This is a genomic window from Pseudomonas sp. 2FG (assembly GCF_005502935.1).
In the GTDB taxonomy this organism is placed as follows: domain Bacteria; phylum Pseudomonadota; class Gammaproteobacteria; order Pseudomonadales; family Pseudomonadaceae; genus Aquipseudomonas.
This window is the reverse complement of record NZ_SCMP01000001.1, coordinates 387,381-403,073: the sequence shown is the minus strand read 5'-3', so window position 1 is coordinate 403,073 and position 15,693 is coordinate 387,381. Positions and strand designations below refer to the sequence as shown.

Sequence of the window (15,693 nt, the reverse complement as noted above, 5' to 3'; positions counted from 1 at the left end):
GGTCACGCCAGGGTGCTCGTGTAGGCGAGCGGGGCATGCGGCATGGGGAGTGTCGCCGGCCTTCGGTGTGAGCGGGTCCGAATTCTGAACGGATTCGACGCGCTTCGGGCAGTTCGGGATGAATTGCGGGGCTACCCTGTTGTTGTGCCACTTTTTCGTTACATCGGTGCGGCCTCGGTTTCGCTGAGACGCGCTGTATGAGGAATTAAGATCATGCTGAACGGCTACGGCTCGACCATTATCGACGGTGCCTGGCTCACCTTGTCGTTGGCCCTGACCTCTATGACGCTGGCTTGCGTGCTGGGGTTGCTAGGGGCGGCGTTTCGTCTCTCGCCGATCAAGTGGCTGTCTTTGCTGGGCGAGGCCTATGCCACGGTGATTCGCGGTATTCCCGATCTGGTGCTGATCCTGCTGATTTTCTATGGCGGCCAGGATGTGGTTAATCGGGTCGCGCCGCTGCTGGGCTATGACGATTACATCGACCTGAACCCCTTTGCCACGGGCGTGTTTACCATGGGCTTTATCTTCGGGGCCTATCTCTCGGAGACTTTCCGTGGTGCCTTCCTGGCTATCCCCAAGGGCCAGGCCGAAGCGGGCGCGGCCTACGGCATGAGCGGCCTGCAGGTGTTTTTCCGGGTGCTGGTGCCGCAGATGATTCGTTTCGCCATTCCAGGCTTCACCAATAACTGGCTGGTAATGACCAAGGCGACGGCGCTGATCTCGGTGGTCGGGCTGCAGGACATGATGTTCAAGGCCAAGAGCGCTGCGGATGCCACGCACGAGCCTTTTACCTTCTACCTGGCGGTAGCGGCGCTCTATCTGGTGCTGACCAGTGTGTCTTTGCTGCTCCTGCGGTTCCTGGAGCAACGTTACTCGGCAGGTATCAAGGTGGCTGAACTATGATCTTCGACTTCTCATCCGTCTGGGCCAACCTGCCGCTGTATTTCGGTGGCGTGTTGGTGACCCTCAAGATTTTGCTGATTTCCCTGGCGCTGGGGCTGCTGCTCGCCGTTCCGCTGGGCTTGATGCGCGTCTCGCGGCAGCCGTTGGTTAACCTCCCGGCCTGGCTCTATACCTATGTGATTCGTGGCACGCCGATGCTGGTGCAGCTGTTTTTGATCTACTACGGTCTGGCGCAGTTCGCGGCGGTGCGTGAGAGCTTTCTCTGGCCGTATCTGTCCAACGCCACCTTCTGTGCCTGCCTGGCTTTTGCCCTTAACACCAGTGCCTACAGCGCGGAAATCCTCGCCGGTAGCCTCAAGGCCATCCCGCATGGCGAGATCGAAGCGGCTAAAGCCGTGGGCATGTCGCGCTTCAAGCTCTATCGGCGGATCTTGCTGCCCTCGGCGCTGCGTCGCGCGCTGCCGCAGTACAGCAACGAAGTGATCATGATGCTGCACACCACCAGTCTGGCCTCGATCGTCACCTTGATCGACATCACTGGCGCGGCGCGCACCCTCAGCTCGCAGTTCTACCTGCCGTTCGAGGCCTTTATCACCGCCGGTGCGTTCTACCTGTGCCTGACCTTCGTTCTGGTGCGCCTGTTCAAGCTGGCCGAGCGCCACTGGCTGGCCTACCTGGCGCCGCGTAAGGCTTAAGGGCGGATGGTCATGCAGCGCACAGCCATGCCTGTGGTTGGCCAAGGTGGCCGGCCGTGAACCTATACGTCAGGGGCGTTTGCTCAGCGACTGAAACAACTGTTACCGGGCCCCAGCATCTGAGAGTCGAAACCATGTACAAACTTGAAGTTCAAGACCTGCACAAGCGTTATGGCAGCCACGAAGTGCTCAAGGGTGTGTCCCTGGCGGCCAAAGCCGGTGATGTGATCAGCATCATCGGCTCCAGCGGCTCGGGTAAGAGTACCTTTCTGCGCTGCATCAACCTGCTGGAGCAACCCCACGCCGGCAAGATCCTGCTCAATGGCGAAGAGCTCAAGCTGGTGGCGAACAAGGAGGGCGCGCTCAAGGCCGCCGATCCGAAGCAGTTGCAACGCATGCGCTCGCGCCTGTCCATGGTGTTCCAGCACTTCAACCTGTGGTCGCATATGAGCGCCCTGGAAAACGTCATGGAAGCTCCGGTGCACGTGCTCGGCATGTCGAAGAAGGACGCGCTGGAAAAGGCCGAGTATTACCTGGCCAAAGTCGGTGTGGCGCACCGTAAAGAGGCTTACCCGGCGCACATGTCCGGTGGCGAGCAGCAGCGTGTGGCGATTGCCCGTGCGCTGGCGATGGAGCCGGAAGTCATGCTGTTCGACGAGCCGACCTCGGCGCTCGACCCGGAACTGGTGGGTGAGGTGCTCAAGGTCATGCAGGATCTGGCGCAGGAAGGCCGGACCATGGTGGTGGTGACGCACGAGATGGGTTTTGCTCGCGAAGTCTCGAACCAACTGGTGTTCCTGCACAAAGGTGTGGTGGAAGAGTGCGGTTGCCCGAAAGAAGTGCTGGTTAACCCGCAGTCCGAGCGTCTCAAGCAGTTCCTTTCCGGTAGCTTGAAGTAATCCCGGTCGCTGGAAGTACGATAATGACGCCCCATTTGGGCGCAACACGGCATGCCCATCAATGCCAACAGAGCCTAAACTGTCAGCCATGACTGCTTACCGAATTGGTTTTCTCCTCTGGCCCAGCACCAAGGCAATGACTTTGGCGTTGGCGGAGGAAGCGTTGCGCGTCGCTCAGCGTGTTCACCCTGAAGTGGTTTACGAGCTGCGGTTCCTCCAGGCCGAGCCGATGGTCGAAGGCGCTTGGTGTCTGCCGGGCGAGCCTTGGGTCGGTAAGCTGGAGGGCTGTCAAAAGCTCTTTCTGTTGGCCGATGAGCCGCCGACCCATCTCGCCCCGGCCTTATCCAGTGCGCTCAAGCAGTTGGTGCGGGCTGGTTGTGTGATCGGCGGGCTGTCAGCGGGGGTTTACCCTTTGGCTCAGCTCGGCTTGCTCGAGGGTTATCGGGCGGCGGTGCACTGGCGCTGGCAGGACGACTTTACCGAGCGCTTTCCCAAGGTGATTGCCACCAGTCATTTGTTCGACTGGGATCGCGATCGTCTGACGGCCTGTGGCGGCTTGGCGGTGCTCGACCTGCTGTTGGCGGTGTTGGCGCGTGATCACGGCGCCGAGTTGGCTGGTGCGGTTTCGGAAGAGTTGGTGGTCGAGCGCATTCGCGAAGGCGGTGAGCGCCAGCGTATTCCTCTGCAGAACCGTCTGGGTTCCAGCCATCCGAAGCTGACCCAGGCCGTGCTGCTGATGGAGGCGAATATCGAAGAGCCACTGACCACCGATGAAATCGCCCAGCATGTCTGCGTCTCGCGTCGCCAGTTGGAGCGGATTTTCAAGCAGTACCTCAATCGTGTGCCCAGCCAGTACTACCTGGAGCTGCGCCTGAACAAGGCTCGCCAGTTGCTGATGCAGACCAGTAAATCGATCATCCAGATCGGCCTGTCCTGCGGCTTCTCCTCCGGTCCGCACTTCTCCAGCGCCTACCGCAACTTCTTCGGCGCCACCCCGCGCGAAGATCGCAATCAGCGCCGCAGCAACAGCCCCTTCGAGCTCACCTCCGTGCCGGTCGAGCGCGGGTAGGAGCGGCCCATGGCCGCGAAACGTATATCGCGGCCATGGGCCGCTCCTAGGGGTTTTGCGTTTTTCCAATGTGCGCCGGGCAACGGCTAAATCAGGCATCGGCGAATTTTCTCCGTCCATGCCTAAGTGTGCCGAACAGCGTTTAAACTGCGCCTTCCAGTCTGTGTGAAAACTACTGCGCTCGGTTATACGGCGTTAAAAGCAGGCTCAAAATGCTCATTTACAATGTGTAAACTGCGCTTTCTCGCCTGCTTTTGCCTTGTCTAACCTTCGCTCGCTACGTTCTCACGCAGCCTGTTCGTGACGCTTTCTGTCGCATTTCCATAAGCACCGAAATTTCCCGGGTTGGCGCTATAAGAAGTTGTCGCATGACGACAATGCCCGCCCCAAATCAGTCCCTACAATTCATTTCATCGCTAGCCGTTCCAGGCAGGAGAACACCGATGTCCGTTGAGTATGTACAGGTAGCGCGCGCCGATTTCGATCAGGTGATGGTTCCTAACTATGCCCCCGCAGCCTTTATTCCAGTGCGTGGCGAGGGCTCCCGCGTTTGGGATCAGAGTGGTCGTGAGCTGATTGACTTCGGCGGCGGTATCGCCGTGAACTCCCTGGGTCATGCGCACCCGGCCTTGGTCAAAGCCTTGACCGAGCAGGCACAGAAGATCTGGCACGTCTCCAACGTCTTCACCAACGAGCCGGCCCTGCGTCTGGCGCACAAGCTGGTCGACGCCACGTTCGCCGAGCGCGTGTTCCTCGCCAACTCCGGTGCCGAGGCCAACGAAGCCGCATTCAAGCTGGCGCGTCGCTATGCCCATGATGTGTATGGCCCGCAGAAGTTCGAGATCATCGCGGCGAGCAACAGCTTCCACGGCCGCACGCTGTTCACCGTGACTGTCGGTGGTCAGCCGAAGTACTCCGATGGCTTCGGTCCGAAGATCCAAGGCATCACCCATGTGCCCTTTAACGACCTGGATGCGCTGAAAGCGGCCATTTCCGAGAAGACCTGTGCCGTGGTGCTTGAGCCGGTTCAGGGCGAGGGTGGTGTGCTGCCGGCCGACAAGGCTTATCTGGAAGGCGTGCGCAAGCTGTGTGACGAGCACAACGCGCTGCTGGTGTTCGACGAAGTGCAAAGTGGCATGGGCCGTAGCGGCGAACTGTTCGCCTATATGAATTACGGCGTAACGCCCGACATCCTCTCCAGCGCCAAGAGCCTGGGCGGCGGTTTCCCGATCGGCGCGATGCTGACCACCAGCAAGATCGCCGCTCACTTGTCGGTCGGCACCCACGGCACCACCTATGGCGGCAACCCGCTGGCCAGTGCGGTGGCGGGTGCGGTGCTGGATGTGATCAACACTCCGGAAGTGCTCGATGGCGTCAAGGCCAAGCACGAGCGCTTCAAAGTGCGCCTGGAGCAGATCGCCGCGCAGTACGGCATCTTCACCGAGGTGCGCGGCCTGGGCCTGTTGATCGGCGCAGCCTTGTCAGATGCCTGGAAGGGCAAGGCCAAGGACGTGCTCAATGCCGCCGAGAAAGAAGGCGTCATGGTGTTGCAGGCCGGCCCGGATGTCGTGCGGTTTGCCCCGAGTCTGGTGATTCCGGATGCGGATATCGATGAAGGCCTGAACCGTTTCGAGCGCGCCGTGGCCAAGTTGACTCAGGCCTAAGCAGGTTCTATGGGCTGCGGCGCGGGCCGACTTTGCCTGGGTATTCTCGGCCCGCGCCAGCCCCGCAGCCCAGTTGTAGGCAGCTCAGTTGTAGCTTTAATCGACTCAGGACGAGTCGATCGGTGTTTTAACCAAGGATGACCATTTCTGTGCGTGCTGTGGCCGCGTGCCATGGCTTTCTCTGGGTCTCTCTGCGCGAGTGGCTTGGGGCTTTTCTTTAAGGAGTAACACCATGCTGGTGATGCGCCCTGCGCAAATGGCTGATCTGGCCGACGTGCAACGTCTGGCCGCGGACAGCCCGGTTGGTGTTACCTCGCTGCCGGATGATGCCGAACGCCTGAGCGATAAGATCGTCGCCTCGGAGGCGTCGTTCGCGGCCGAAGTCAGCTTTAACGGTGAGGAGAGCTATTTCTTCGTCCTCGAAGACACGGACACCGGCCGGCTGGTCGGCTGTTCCGGCATCGTCGCTTCGGCCGGCTATTCCGAGCCGTTCTACAGCTTCCGCAACGAGACCTTCGTGCATGCCTCGCGGTCGCTGTCGATCCACAACAAGATTCACGTGCTCTCGCTCTGCCACGACCTGACCGGCAATAGCCTGTTGACCAGCTTCTACGTCGAGAAACCCTTGGTGAACTCGCCGTGGGCCGAGCTGAACTCCCGTGGTCGCCTGCTGTTTGTGGCCAACCACCCGGAGCGCTTCGCCGATGCGGTGGTGGTGGAGATAGTCGGGCACAGCGATGAGCACGGCGATTCGCCGTTCTGGGATGCGGTCGGGCGGAACTTCTTCGACCTCAACTATGCCGAGGCCGAGCGCCTCAGTGGTCTGAAGAGCCGCACCTTCCTCGCCGAACTGATGCCGCATTACCCGATCTACGTGCCGCTGTTGCCGGACGCCGCCCAGGAAGCCATGGGCCAGGTTCATCCGCGGGCGCAGATCACCTTCGACATCCTCATGCGTGAAGGTTTCGAGACCGATCATTACATCGACATTTTTGACGGTGGCCCGACCCTGCATGCGCGCACCTCGGGCATTCGCTCGATTGCCCAGAGCCGCGTGGTGCCGGTCCGCCTTGGTTCTCAAGAGCGGCGCGAACCCGGCAAAGGCGGGCGCCCCTATCTGGTGGCCAACGGCCAATTGCAGGACTTCCGTGCGGTTGTCGTCGAACTGGATTGGGTGCCGGGCAAGCCGGTCACCCTGAGTCTTGAAGCCGCCGAAGCCTTGGGCGTCGGCGAGGGTGCCAGCGTGCGCCTGGTTGCGGTTTAAGAGGATTGCCTATGATCGTTCGTCCCGTCCGCAGTGCCGATTTGCCGGCCCTGCTCAATCTCGCCCGCAGCACCGGCGCCGGCCTGACCACGCTGCCGGCCAACGAGGAGCGCCTGGCGCACCGCGTCGGTTGGGCGGAGAAAGCCTTCCGCGGCGAAGCCGAGCGTGCCGACGCCGACTACCTGTTCGTCCTCGAAGATGACGCCGGTCAGGTGGTCGGCATCTCGGCGGTCGCCGGCGCCGTCGGCCTGCGCGAGCCTTGGTACAACTACCGTCTCGGCCTGACCGTCAGCGCCTCGCAGGAACTGCAGATCCACCGCGAGATCCCGACACTGTTCCTCGCCAATGACCTGACCGGTAACTCCGAGCTGTGCTCACTGTTCCTGCAGGCCGAGCATCGCAGTGGGCTGAACGGTCGCCTGCTGTCCAAGGCGCGCTTCCTGTTCATCGCCGAGTTCCCGCAGCTGTTCGGCAACAAGGTGATTGCCGAGATGCGTGGCATGTCCGACGAGCAGGGGCGTTCGCCCTTCTGGGAAAGCCTCGGCCGGCACTTCTTCAAGATGGAATTCTCCCGCGCCGATTACCTCACCGGCGTCGGCAACAAGGCCTTTATCGCCGAGTTGATGCCGAAGTTCCCGCTCTACACCTGCTTCCTCTCGGAAGAGGCGCGCAACATCATCGGTCGCGTCCATCCGGACACCGAGCCGGCGCTGGCCATGCTCAAGGGTGAAGGTTTCAGCTATCAGGGTTACGTGGATATCTTCGATGCCGGCCCGGCCATCGAAGTCGAGACTGCGAAGATCCGCGCCGTGCGCGACAGCCAGGCGCTGGTGCTGGCAATTGGCACGCCGGGCGATGACGCCGCGCCGTTCCTGATCCACAACCGCAAGCGTGAAGACTGCCGCATCACCGCCGCCCCGGCGCGGATGGCGGCCGGCACCCTGGTGGTCGATCCGTTGACTGCCAAACGCCTGCAACTCACCGCCGGCGATCAAGTGCGTGCAGTGCCGCTGTCGGCCAGAGCGCCAGCGAACAAGGAGCTGATTTAATGAGTACGCATTACATTGCCGGCACCTGGCAAGCAGGCCAGGGCGAGGCGCTGGAGTCGCTGAATCCGGTCAGTCAGGCCGTGGTCTGGTCCGGTCGCGGCGCCAGCGCCGCGCAGGTCGAGGCTGCCGTGCAGGCCGCCCGCGCGGCTTTCCCGGCCTGGGCCAAACTCTCGCTGGAAGAGCGCATCGGCGTGCTGGAGCGCTTTGCCGTCGCGCTTAAAGCGCACGGCGACGAACTGGCCCGCAGCATCGGTGAAGAGACCGGCAAGCCGCTGTGGGAGTCCGCCACCGAAGTGACCAGCATGGTCAACAAGGTCGCCATCTCGATCCAGAGCTATCGCGAGCGCACCGGTGAGAAGAGCGGCCCGCTGGCCGACGCCACCGCCGTGCTGCGGCACAAGCCCCATGGCGTGGTCGCGGTGTTCGGCCCCTACAACTTCCCCGGTCACCTGCCCAACGGCCACATAGTGCCGGCGTTGCTGGCTGGCAACGCGGTGATCTTCAAACCCAGCGAGCTGACCCCGAAAGTCGCCGAGCTGACGGTGCGGTGCTGGATCGAAGCCGGTTTGCCGGCAGGCGTGCTCAACTTGCTGCAAGGCGCCCGCGAGACCGGCGTCGCCCTGGCCGGCAACCCGGGTATCGACGGGCTGTTCTTCACCGGTTCCAGCCGTACCGGCAACCTGCTGCACCAGCAGTTCGCCGGCCGCCCGGACAAGATCCTGGCGCTGGAGATGGGCGGCAATAACCCGCTGATCGTCGATCAGGTGCAGGACCTCGACGCCGCGGTCTACACCATCGTCCAATCGGCCTTCATCTCCGCCGGCCAGCGCTGCACCTGCGCCCGCCGCCTGCTGGTGCCGCAGGGCGCCTGGGGCGATGCCCTGCTGGCGCGTTTGGCCCAGGTCGCCAGCCAGATCAAGGTCGGCGCCTTCGATGCGCAGCCGGCGCCCTTTATGGGCTCGGTGATCTCGCTGGAGGCCGCGCGGCAGCTGATGCAGGCCCAGGAACAGCTGCTCGCCAAGGGTGCCACCGCGCTGCTGGCGATGACCCAGCCGCAGGCCGGCGCCGCGCTGCTGACTCCGGGCATCCTCGATGTCAGCGTGGTCGCCGAGCGCCCCGACGAGGAGTTCTTCGGTCCGCTGCTGCAAGTGATTCGCTACGCCGATTTCGACGCCGCGATTCGCGAAGCCAACGCCACCCAATATGGCCTGGCCGCCGGGTTGCTGTCGGATTCCCGCGAGCGCTATCAACAGTTCTGGGTCGAGAGCCGGGCCGGCATCGTCAACTGGAATAAACAGCTGACGGGTGCCGCCAGCACGGCGCCCTTCGGCGGAGTCGGCGCCTCCGGCAACCATCGCGCCAGTGCCTACTACGCTGCGGATTACTGTGCCTATCCGGTGGCCTCGCTGGAAAGCGAAAGCCTGAGCCTGCCTGCAACCCTGACCCCGGGAGTCAACCTATGACCGTCAAAAATGCCTATGAAGTCAACTTCGACGGTCTAGTCGGGCCGACTCACAACTACGGTGGCCTGTCGTACGGCAACGTCGCCTCGCAGGGCAACAGCCAGCAGGTCTCCAGCCCCAAGGACGCCGCCAAGCAAGGCCTGGCGAAGATGAAGGCGCTGATGGAGATGGGCTTCAAGCAGGGCGTACTGGCCCCGCAGGAACGCCCGGCTGTCGCCGCACTGCGCAGCCTGGGTTTTACCGGCACTGACGCCGAGGTGATCCAGAGAGCCGCCAAGGACGCCATGCCGCTGCTGGTCGCCAGCTGCTCGGCGTCCAATATGTGGACCGCCAACGCCGCCACCGTCAGCCCCAGCGCCGACACCGCGGACGGCCGTGTGCATTTCACCGCCGCCAACCTCAACTGCAAGTTTCACCGCAGCCTCGAGCACCCGACCACCAGCCGCGTGCTCGGCGCCATGTTCGCCAACCAGCAGCACTTCGCCCATCACGCGGCATTGCCGGCGGTGAGCCAGTTCGGTGACGAGGGCGCGGCCAACCACACGCGCTTCTGCAAGAGCTACGGCGAGGCCGGCGTGGAGTTCTTCGTGTTCGGTCGCAGCGCCTTCGACAGCCGCTTCCCGGAGCCGCAGCGTTATCCGGCGCGGCAGACCCTGGAGGCCAGTCAGGCGGTCGCTCGCCTGCACGGCCTGGGCGAGGCCGGCGTGGTCTACGCCCAGCAGAATCCGGCGGTGATCGATCAGGGCGTGTTCCATAACGACGTGATCGCGGTGGGCAACGGCGAAGTGCTGTTCTACCACGAAGACGCCTTCCTCGACACCGAGAAGGTGCTGGCCGAGTTGCACGACAAGCTCGGTCGTCGCGGCGGCCGCTTCCGCGCCGTGTGCGTGCCGCGCGATGCGGTGACCGTCGAAGACGCGGTGAAGTCCTACCTGTTCAACAGCCAGCTGCTGTCGCGTGCCGATGGTTCGATGTTGCTGATCGTGCCGGAAGAGTGCCGCAACAATGAACGCGTGTGGAGCTACCTGGCGCGCCTGACCGCCGAAGACGGGCCGATCAGCGAGGTGAAGGTCTTCGACCTCAAGCAGAGCATGCAGAACGGCGGCGGCCCGGCCTGCCTGCGCCTGCGGGTGGCGCTCAACGAGGGCGAGCTGAACGCGGTGAATCCGGGCGTGATCATGACCCCGTCGCTGTATGACACGCTAAACCTCTGGGTCGACAAGCACTACCGCGACCGTCTGGCCGAAACCGACCTGGCCGACCCGCAATTGCTGGTCGAATGCCGTTCGGCATTGGATGAACTGACGCAGATCCTTAAACTAGGCTCGGTTTATCCATTCCAGATCAATTAAGAGTCCTGCAACCATGTCCGATAGCCTGCAACTGATCCTCGAAGACACCGACGGCACCCAGCTGGAAACCTCCTGCACCCGCTTTGCCGTGATCTGGCAGGGCAAGGAAGTCTGGATTCAGCAAGATGGTCGCGGCCAGCTGATCATCGGGGTGGATGTCGAGGAAGGCGACGCCGAGTACGCCAACCTGCTGCTGCGCCCGTTGGCGACCAACTTGGTCAGCCTGGAGCTGGAGATGGAGCCGGCAGAAGTCGATGACGAGCACGTGCATGGCCCGGACTGTGGCCACGATCATTAAGAAGTAAGTATTGGGAAGTGCCCTATGTTAGCCCTCGGTAAGCTGCTTGAACTGACCCTGGCTGGCCACGAGCCCGCCGCAAAGATTCAGCTGACCGCCGAGGGCACGCGTTTGCGCTGGCTGGCCGAAGGTGCGTTGGAAGTGACGCCGCCCAGCACGGATGACAGTGGCTTGGATCTGTTGCTGTCGGCCGGTGTCCACGGCAACGAAACCGCGCCGATCGAACTGCTCGATCGCCTGCTGCAAGGCATTGCCCGCGGCGACTTGAAGCCGCGGGCGCGTATTTTGTTCCTGCTCGGCAACCCCGAGGCCATGCGTCGTGGCGAGCGCTATATCGAGCAGGACATCAATCGTCTGTTCAATGGTCGGCATGAGCAGTCCAGTGGTTTCGAGGCGTTGCGGGCCTGCGAGTTGGAGCGCCTAAGCGCGGCGTTCTTCAGTAAGCCGCAACGCAGCCGCCTGCATTACGACCTGCACACCGCCATCCGCGGCTCGAAAATCGAACAGTTCGCCCTCTACCCCTGGCGTGAAGGCTGCATTCACTCGCGGCTGGAACTGGCCCGCCTGCAGGCTGCCGGGATTGCTGCGGTGCTATTGCAGAGCAAGGGCTCGATTACCTTCAGCTCCTACACCTATGCCCAACTGGATGCCGAGGCCTTCACGCTGGAGCTGGGTAAGGCGCGACCGTTCGGGCAGAACCAACAGGTCAACCTCGAGTGCTTGGAAGCGCGTCTGGAATGCCTGATCGAAGGTCGCGAACCGCAACTGGAGGCGGGTGCTTTGGAGGGCTTGCAGCTGTTTGCGGTGGCCCGCGAGGTGATCAAGCACAGCGATGCGTTTAGCTTGCATCTGCCGGCGGATATCGAGAACTTCAGTGAGTTGCCGGTGGGCTATCTGCTGGCCGAGGATATCGCCGGCACGCGCTGGATAGTCGAGGAGGAGGGCGCGCGCATCATCTTCCCCAATCCGAAAGTGAAGAATGGCCTGCGCGCCGCCATTCTGGTCGTTCCGACCAGCGCCGATAACTTGGCCTAGGCCGCCTACCTGTAGGCTGGGTAGAGCGCAGCGAAACCCAGCAATACTCCGCTGCAAACACCCCCGCCGGGTTTCGCCAAAAAACGGCTCTACCCAGCCTACGGATCCTGCGATAGGAAAACGTGTAGCCGTCACTGTGCAGCGTCATCTGTAGCTTGTTTGTCCTCTTGGGGCGCTTTAGCATCGGGCTTTCCGCCCTTTCAGGAGCCTGCCCCATGTCTGTTATCGATCTGCGTAGCGACACCGTCACCCAGCCCACCGCCGGTATGCGTGAGGCCATGTTGCGCGCGGAGGTCGGCGACGATGTGTATGGCGAGGATCCGACGGTCAAGCGCCTGGAGCGGCACTTAGCCAGCCGCTTAGGTTTTGCTGAAGGCCTGTTCGTGCCCACTGGCACCATGAGTAACCTGCTCGGGCTGATGGCGCACTGTGAGCGCGGTGACGAGTACATAGTCGGGCAGGAAGCGCATACCTATAAATATGAGGGCGGCGGAGCGGCGGTGCTCGGCTCGATCCAGCCGCAGCCGCTGGCAGTCGAGGCCGACGGCACGCTCGATCTGGTCCGGGTGGCGGCGGCGATCAAACCGGACGACTTCCATTTCGCCCGCACCCGCTTGTTGGCGCTGGAAAACACCATGCAGAGCAAGGTGCTGCCGTTGACCTACCTGGCCGCCGCCCGCCAGCTCACGCGCGAGCATGGCTTGGCGCTGCATCTGGACGGCGCCCGCCTGTACAACGCGGCGGTCAAGCTGGGGGTGGAGGCGCGGGAGATCACCCAGCACTTCGATTCGGTCTCGGTCTGCCTCTCCAAGGGGCTCGGCGCGCCAATCGGTTCGGTGCTCTGCGGCAGCGCGGAGCTGATCGGCAAGGCGCGGCGGTTGCGCAAAATGGTCGGTGGCGGCATGCGGCAAGCCGGGATTCTAGCGGCGGCGGGGCTGTACGCGCTGCAGCATCAGGTCGAACGCCTGGCCGAGGATCACGCCAACGCCGCCTTGCTGGCCGAAGGGCTGTGTGAGCTGGGCTATAGGGTCGAGCCGGTGCAGACCAACATGGTCTATGTGCAGCTGGGCCCGCAGGCGCCCGCACTCAAGGGTTTTTTGGCCGAGCGCGGGGTCAAGGTGACCGCCGCAGAGCGCTTGCGCCTGGTCACGCACCTGGATGTGTCGAGCGCTGATACCCGCAAGGTGATCGAGGCATTTGCCGCCTTTCGTCTGCACTGACTGCAAATCTAGTTCCAATAGTCGTTAACTATCGTACAAAGACACTAGCCCGAAGCCGCGAGGCCGATATAATGCGGCCCTTTGTCGGCGATTCGTGGCCGCATTTTCCGTGGAAGAACCTATGAAAAGCGCAGAAATCCGTGAAGCCTTCCTCCGCTTCTTCGAAGAGCAGGGCCACACCCGTGTCGCCTCCAGCTCTCTGATCCCGGGCAACGACCCGACCCTGCTGTTCACCAACGCGGGGATGAACCAGTTCAAGGACTGCTTCCTGGGCCAGGAAAAGCGCGCTTATACCCGCGCCGTCAGCAGCCAGAAGTGCGTCCGCGCCGGCGGCAAGCATAACGACCTGGAAAACGTCGGTTACACCGCGCGCCACCACACCTTCTTCGAAATGCTGGGTAACTTCAGCTTCGGCGACTACTTCAAGCGCGATGCGATCAACTACGCCTGGCAGTTCCTGACCTCGGACAAATGGCTGAACCTGCCGAAGGACAAGCTGTGGGTCACCGTCTATGCCAGCGATGACGAGGCCTATGACATCTGGACCAAAGAAGTCGGCGTGCCGGCCGAGCGCATGGTGCGGATCGGCGACAACAAAGGCGCGCCGTACGCCTCCGACAACTTCTGGACCATGGGCGATACCGGCCCGTGTGGCCCCTGCACCGAGATCTTCTACGATCACGGCGCCGACATCTGGGGCGGCCCACCGGGCTCGCCGGAAGAAGACGGTGATCGTTATATCGAGATCTGGAACAACGTCTTCATGCAGTTCAACCGCACCGCCGATGGCGTGCTGCACCCGCTACCGGCGCCGTCGGTCGACACCGGCATGGGCCTGGAGCGGATCAGCGCGGTGCTGCAGCACGTGCACTCGAACTACCAGATCGACCTGTTCCAGAACCTGCTGGTCGCTGGCGCCAAGGCCATCGGCTGCGGCAACGACGAGCAGCCGTCGTTGAAGGTAGTGGCCGACCACATCCGCTCCTGCGGCTTCCTGATCGCCGACGGCGTGACGCCGTCCAACGAAGGCCGCGGTTATGTGCTGCGCCGCATCATTCGTCGTGCCTGCCGCCACGGCAACAAGCTGGGCGCCAAGGGCAGCTTCTTCTATCGGATAGTCGCCGCGCTGGTGGCCGAGATGGGCGAGGCCTTCCCGGAGCTGAAGCAGCAGCAGGCGCACATCGAGCGCGTGCTGAAGACCGAGGAAGAGCAGTTCGCCAAGACCCTGGAGCAGGGCCTGAAGATTCTCGAGCTGGATCTGGTCGGCCTGAAGGGCAAGATGATCCCCGGCGAGACCCTGTTCAAGCTGTACGACACCTACGGCTTCCCGGTCGATCTGACTGGCGATATCGCCCGCGAGCGTGGCCTGAGCATCGACGAGGCCGGCTTCGAGCGTGCAATGGAAGGCCAGCGCGTGCGCGCCCGCTCGGCCAGCTCGTTCGGCATGGATTACAACAGCCTGGTCAAGGTGGACAGCGAGACCCGTTTCCTCGGCTACGAAGGCACCTCGGGCGGCGGTCGGATCGTTGCGCTGTTTCAGGACGGTCAGGCCGTCGAGCGGATCAATGAAGGCGAGGAGGGCGTGGTCGTCCTCGATCAGACGCCGTTCTACGCCGAGTCTGGCGGCCAGGTCGGTGACTGCGGTTATCTGGACGGTAGCGGCGTGCGTTTCGACGTGCGCGACACCACCAAGGCCGGCGGCGCCTTCCTGCACCATGGCATCGTCGCTCAGGGCAGCCTGAACCTCGGCGCCGAGGTCGAGGCCGAGGTCGATGCCGGTGTGCGTCAGGCCACCGCGCTGAATCACTCCGCCACCCACTTGTTGCATGCCGCGCTGCGTCAGGTGCTGGGCGAGCACGTCCAGCAGAAGGGCTCGCTGGTCGACAGTCAGCGTCTGCGCTTCGACTTCAGCCACTTCGAGGCGATCAAGCCCGAGCAACTGAAGGCACTGGAAGACATAGTCAATGCCGAGATTCGCCAGAATTCCGCGGTCGAGACCGAAGAAACCGACATCGAAACCGCCAAGACCAAGGGTGCCATGGCGCTGTTCGGTGAGAAGTACGGCGACAATGTGCGCGTGCTGACCATGGGCGGCGGCTTTTCCGTCGAGCTGTGCGGTGGCACCCACGTCTCTCGTACCGGTGATATCGCCCTGCTCAAGATCACCAGCGAAGGTGGTGTGGCGGCGGGTGTGCGGCGCATCGAGGCGGTCACCGGCGCGCAAGCGCTGGCCTACCTGAATAACGCCGAAGAGCAACTGAAAGAAGCCGCGGTGCTGGTCAAGGGCAGCCGCGACAACCTGCTGGACAAGTTGATCGGCCTGGTCGAGCGCAATCGTCAGCTGGAAAAAGAGCTGGAGCAGCTGAAGGCCAAGGCCGCCAGCGCCGCGGGTGATGACCTGTCCGGTTCGGCGGTCGAGGTCAACGGCGTGAAAGTCCTGGCGGCGCGTCTGGATGGTCTGGATGGCAAGGCGCTGCTGGCACTGGTCGATCAACTGAAGAACAAACTCGGTCGGGCGGTGATCCTCCTCGGCGGTGTGCTGGATGACAAGGTCGTGCTGGTCGCGGGTGTCACTCAGGATCTGACCGCGCAGTTGAAAGCCGGCGAGCTGATGAAGCAGGCGGCGGCGGCGGTCGGCGGTAAAGGCGGTGGCCGTCCGGATATGGCGCAGGGTGGTGGTGTCGATGCCGCGGCGCTGGATGCCGCGCTGGCGCTGACTGTGCCTTTCGTCGAACAAGGTCTTTAACGCTTGGCTCAAGTTGCCCGCCCGCCGCCCGGCGGG

13 protein-coding genes and 1 pseudogene are annotated in these 15,693 nt (G+C 62.9%); all 14 read left to right on the top strand.

From position 1 onward, the window contains the following. Positions 1–213 precede the first annotated feature (213 nt). The 14 genes and pseudogenes from FFS13_RS01820 (at position 214) to alaS (ending at position 15,657) form a co-directional block, all read left to right on the top strand. Positions 214–903: an ABC transporter permease gene (locus FFS13_RS01820; RefSeq protein WP_137817410.1), complete on the top strand. Its 690-nt coding sequence runs from the start codon at positions 214–216 to the stop codon at positions 901–903. Next, positions 900–1,598, top strand: coding sequence for an ABC transporter permease (locus FFS13_RS01815; protein ID WP_137817409.1), 699 nt, complete (start codon positions 900–902; stop codon positions 1,596–1,598). The genes FFS13_RS01820 and FFS13_RS01815 overlap by 4 nt, the downstream gene beginning before the upstream one ends. A 19-nt stretch (positions 1,599–1,617) precedes the next feature. Beyond that, positions 1,618–1,692, top strand: a pseudogene (locus tag FFS13_RS19935) (hypothetical protein); the annotation flags it as partial. A 40-nt stretch (positions 1,693–1,732) separates the two neighbouring features. After that, on the top strand, positions 1,733–2,497 hold the full coding sequence (locus tag FFS13_RS01810) for an ABC transporter ATP-binding protein (protein WP_137817408.1): 765 nt from the start codon (positions 1,733–1,735) through the stop codon (positions 2,495–2,497). A gap of 88 nt (positions 2,498–2,585) precedes the next feature. Beyond that, entirely contained in the window at positions 2,586–3,566 is a 981-nt protein-coding gene (gene argR / locus FFS13_RS01805; RefSeq protein ID WP_137817407.1) for a transcriptional regulator ArgR, read from the top strand. Positions 3,567–4,009: 443 nt separating this feature from the next. Further along, positions 4,010–5,230, top strand: coding sequence for an aspartate aminotransferase family protein (locus tag FFS13_RS01800; protein WP_137817406.1), 1,221 nt, complete (start codon positions 4,010–4,012; stop codon positions 5,228–5,230). Positions 5,231–5,462: 232 nt separating this feature from the next. Next, positions 5,463–6,494, top strand: coding sequence for an arginine/ornithine succinyltransferase subunit alpha (gene aruF, locus FFS13_RS01795; protein WP_137817405.1), 1,032 nt, complete (start codon positions 5,463–5,465; stop codon positions 6,492–6,494). An 11-nt stretch (positions 6,495–6,505) separates the two neighbouring features. After that, on the top strand, positions 6,506–7,543 hold the full coding sequence (gene astA, locus FFS13_RS01790) for an arginine N-succinyltransferase (RefSeq protein WP_137817404.1): 1,038 nt from the start codon (positions 6,506–6,508) through the stop codon (positions 7,541–7,543). Further along, positions 7,543–9,006, top strand: coding sequence for a succinylglutamate-semialdehyde dehydrogenase (gene astD, locus FFS13_RS01785; RefSeq protein ID WP_137817403.1), 1,464 nt, complete (start codon positions 7,543–7,545; stop codon positions 9,004–9,006). The genes astA and astD overlap by 1 nt, the downstream gene beginning before the upstream one ends. Continuing rightward, entirely contained in the window at positions 9,003–10,358 is a 1,356-nt protein-coding gene (astB, locus tag FFS13_RS01780) for an N-succinylarginine dihydrolase (RefSeq protein ID WP_137817402.1), read from the top strand. Before astD ends, astB begins: the two co-directional genes overlap by 4 nt. Before the next feature lie 13 nt (positions 10,359–10,371). Next, positions 10,372–10,656, top strand: coding sequence for a topoisomerase II (locus FFS13_RS01775; RefSeq protein ID WP_137817401.1), 285 nt, complete (start codon positions 10,372–10,374; stop codon positions 10,654–10,656). 24 nt (positions 10,657–10,680) lie between these two features. Then, complete coding sequence (gene astE / locus FFS13_RS01770) at positions 10,681–11,691, top strand: succinylglutamate desuccinylase (protein ID WP_137817400.1); 1,011 nt, start codon at positions 10,681–10,683, stop codon at positions 11,689–11,691. Between the two features lie 215 nt (positions 11,692–11,906). Then, a complete protein-coding gene (gene ltaE / locus FFS13_RS01765; protein WP_137817399.1) occupies positions 11,907–12,911 on the top strand; it encodes a low-specificity L-threonine aldolase in 1,005 nt (334 codons plus the stop codon). A 121-nt stretch (positions 12,912–13,032) separates the two neighbouring features. Beyond that, on the top strand, positions 13,033–15,657 hold the full coding sequence (gene alaS, locus FFS13_RS01760) for an alanine--tRNA ligase (protein WP_137817398.1): 2,625 nt from the start codon (positions 13,033–13,035) through the stop codon (positions 15,655–15,657). Positions 15,658–15,693 lie beyond the last annotated feature (36 nt).

Coding starts and splice junctions, on each gene's coding strand:
- alaS (WP_137817398.1), top strand. CDS start 13,033: ATGAAAAGCGCAGAAATCCGTGAAGCCTTCCTCCGCTTCTTCGAAGAG.
- astA (WP_137817404.1), top strand. CDS start 6,506: ATGATCGTTCGTCCCGTCCGCAGTGCCGATTTGCCGGCCCTGCTCAAT.
- astD (WP_137817403.1), top strand. CDS start 7,543: ATGAGTACGCATTACATTGCCGGCACCTGGCAAGCAGGCCAGGGCGAG.
- FFS13_RS01820 (WP_137817410.1), top strand. CDS start 214: ATGCTGAACGGCTACGGCTCGACCATTATCGACGGTGCCTGGCTCACC.
- astE (WP_137817400.1), top strand. CDS start 10,681: ATGTTAGCCCTCGGTAAGCTGCTTGAACTGACCCTGGCTGGCCACGAG.
- FFS13_RS01815 (WP_137817409.1), top strand. CDS start 900: ATGATCTTCGACTTCTCATCCGTCTGGGCCAACCTGCCGCTGTATTTC.
- aruF (WP_137817405.1), top strand. CDS start 5,463: ATGCTGGTGATGCGCCCTGCGCAAATGGCTGATCTGGCCGACGTGCAA.
- astB (WP_137817402.1), top strand. CDS start 9,003: ATGACCGTCAAAAATGCCTATGAAGTCAACTTCGACGGTCTAGTCGGG.
- FFS13_RS01775 (WP_137817401.1), top strand. CDS start 10,372: ATGTCCGATAGCCTGCAACTGATCCTCGAAGACACCGACGGCACCCAG.
- ltaE (WP_137817399.1), top strand. CDS start 11,907: ATGTCTGTTATCGATCTGCGTAGCGACACCGTCACCCAGCCCACCGCC.
- FFS13_RS01810 (WP_137817408.1), top strand. CDS start 1,733: ATGTACAAACTTGAAGTTCAAGACCTGCACAAGCGTTATGGCAGCCAC.
- argR (WP_137817407.1), top strand. CDS start 2,586: ATGACTGCTTACCGAATTGGTTTTCTCCTCTGGCCCAGCACCAAGGCA.
- FFS13_RS01800 (WP_137817406.1), top strand. CDS start 4,010: ATGTCCGTTGAGTATGTACAGGTAGCGCGCGCCGATTTCGATCAGGTG.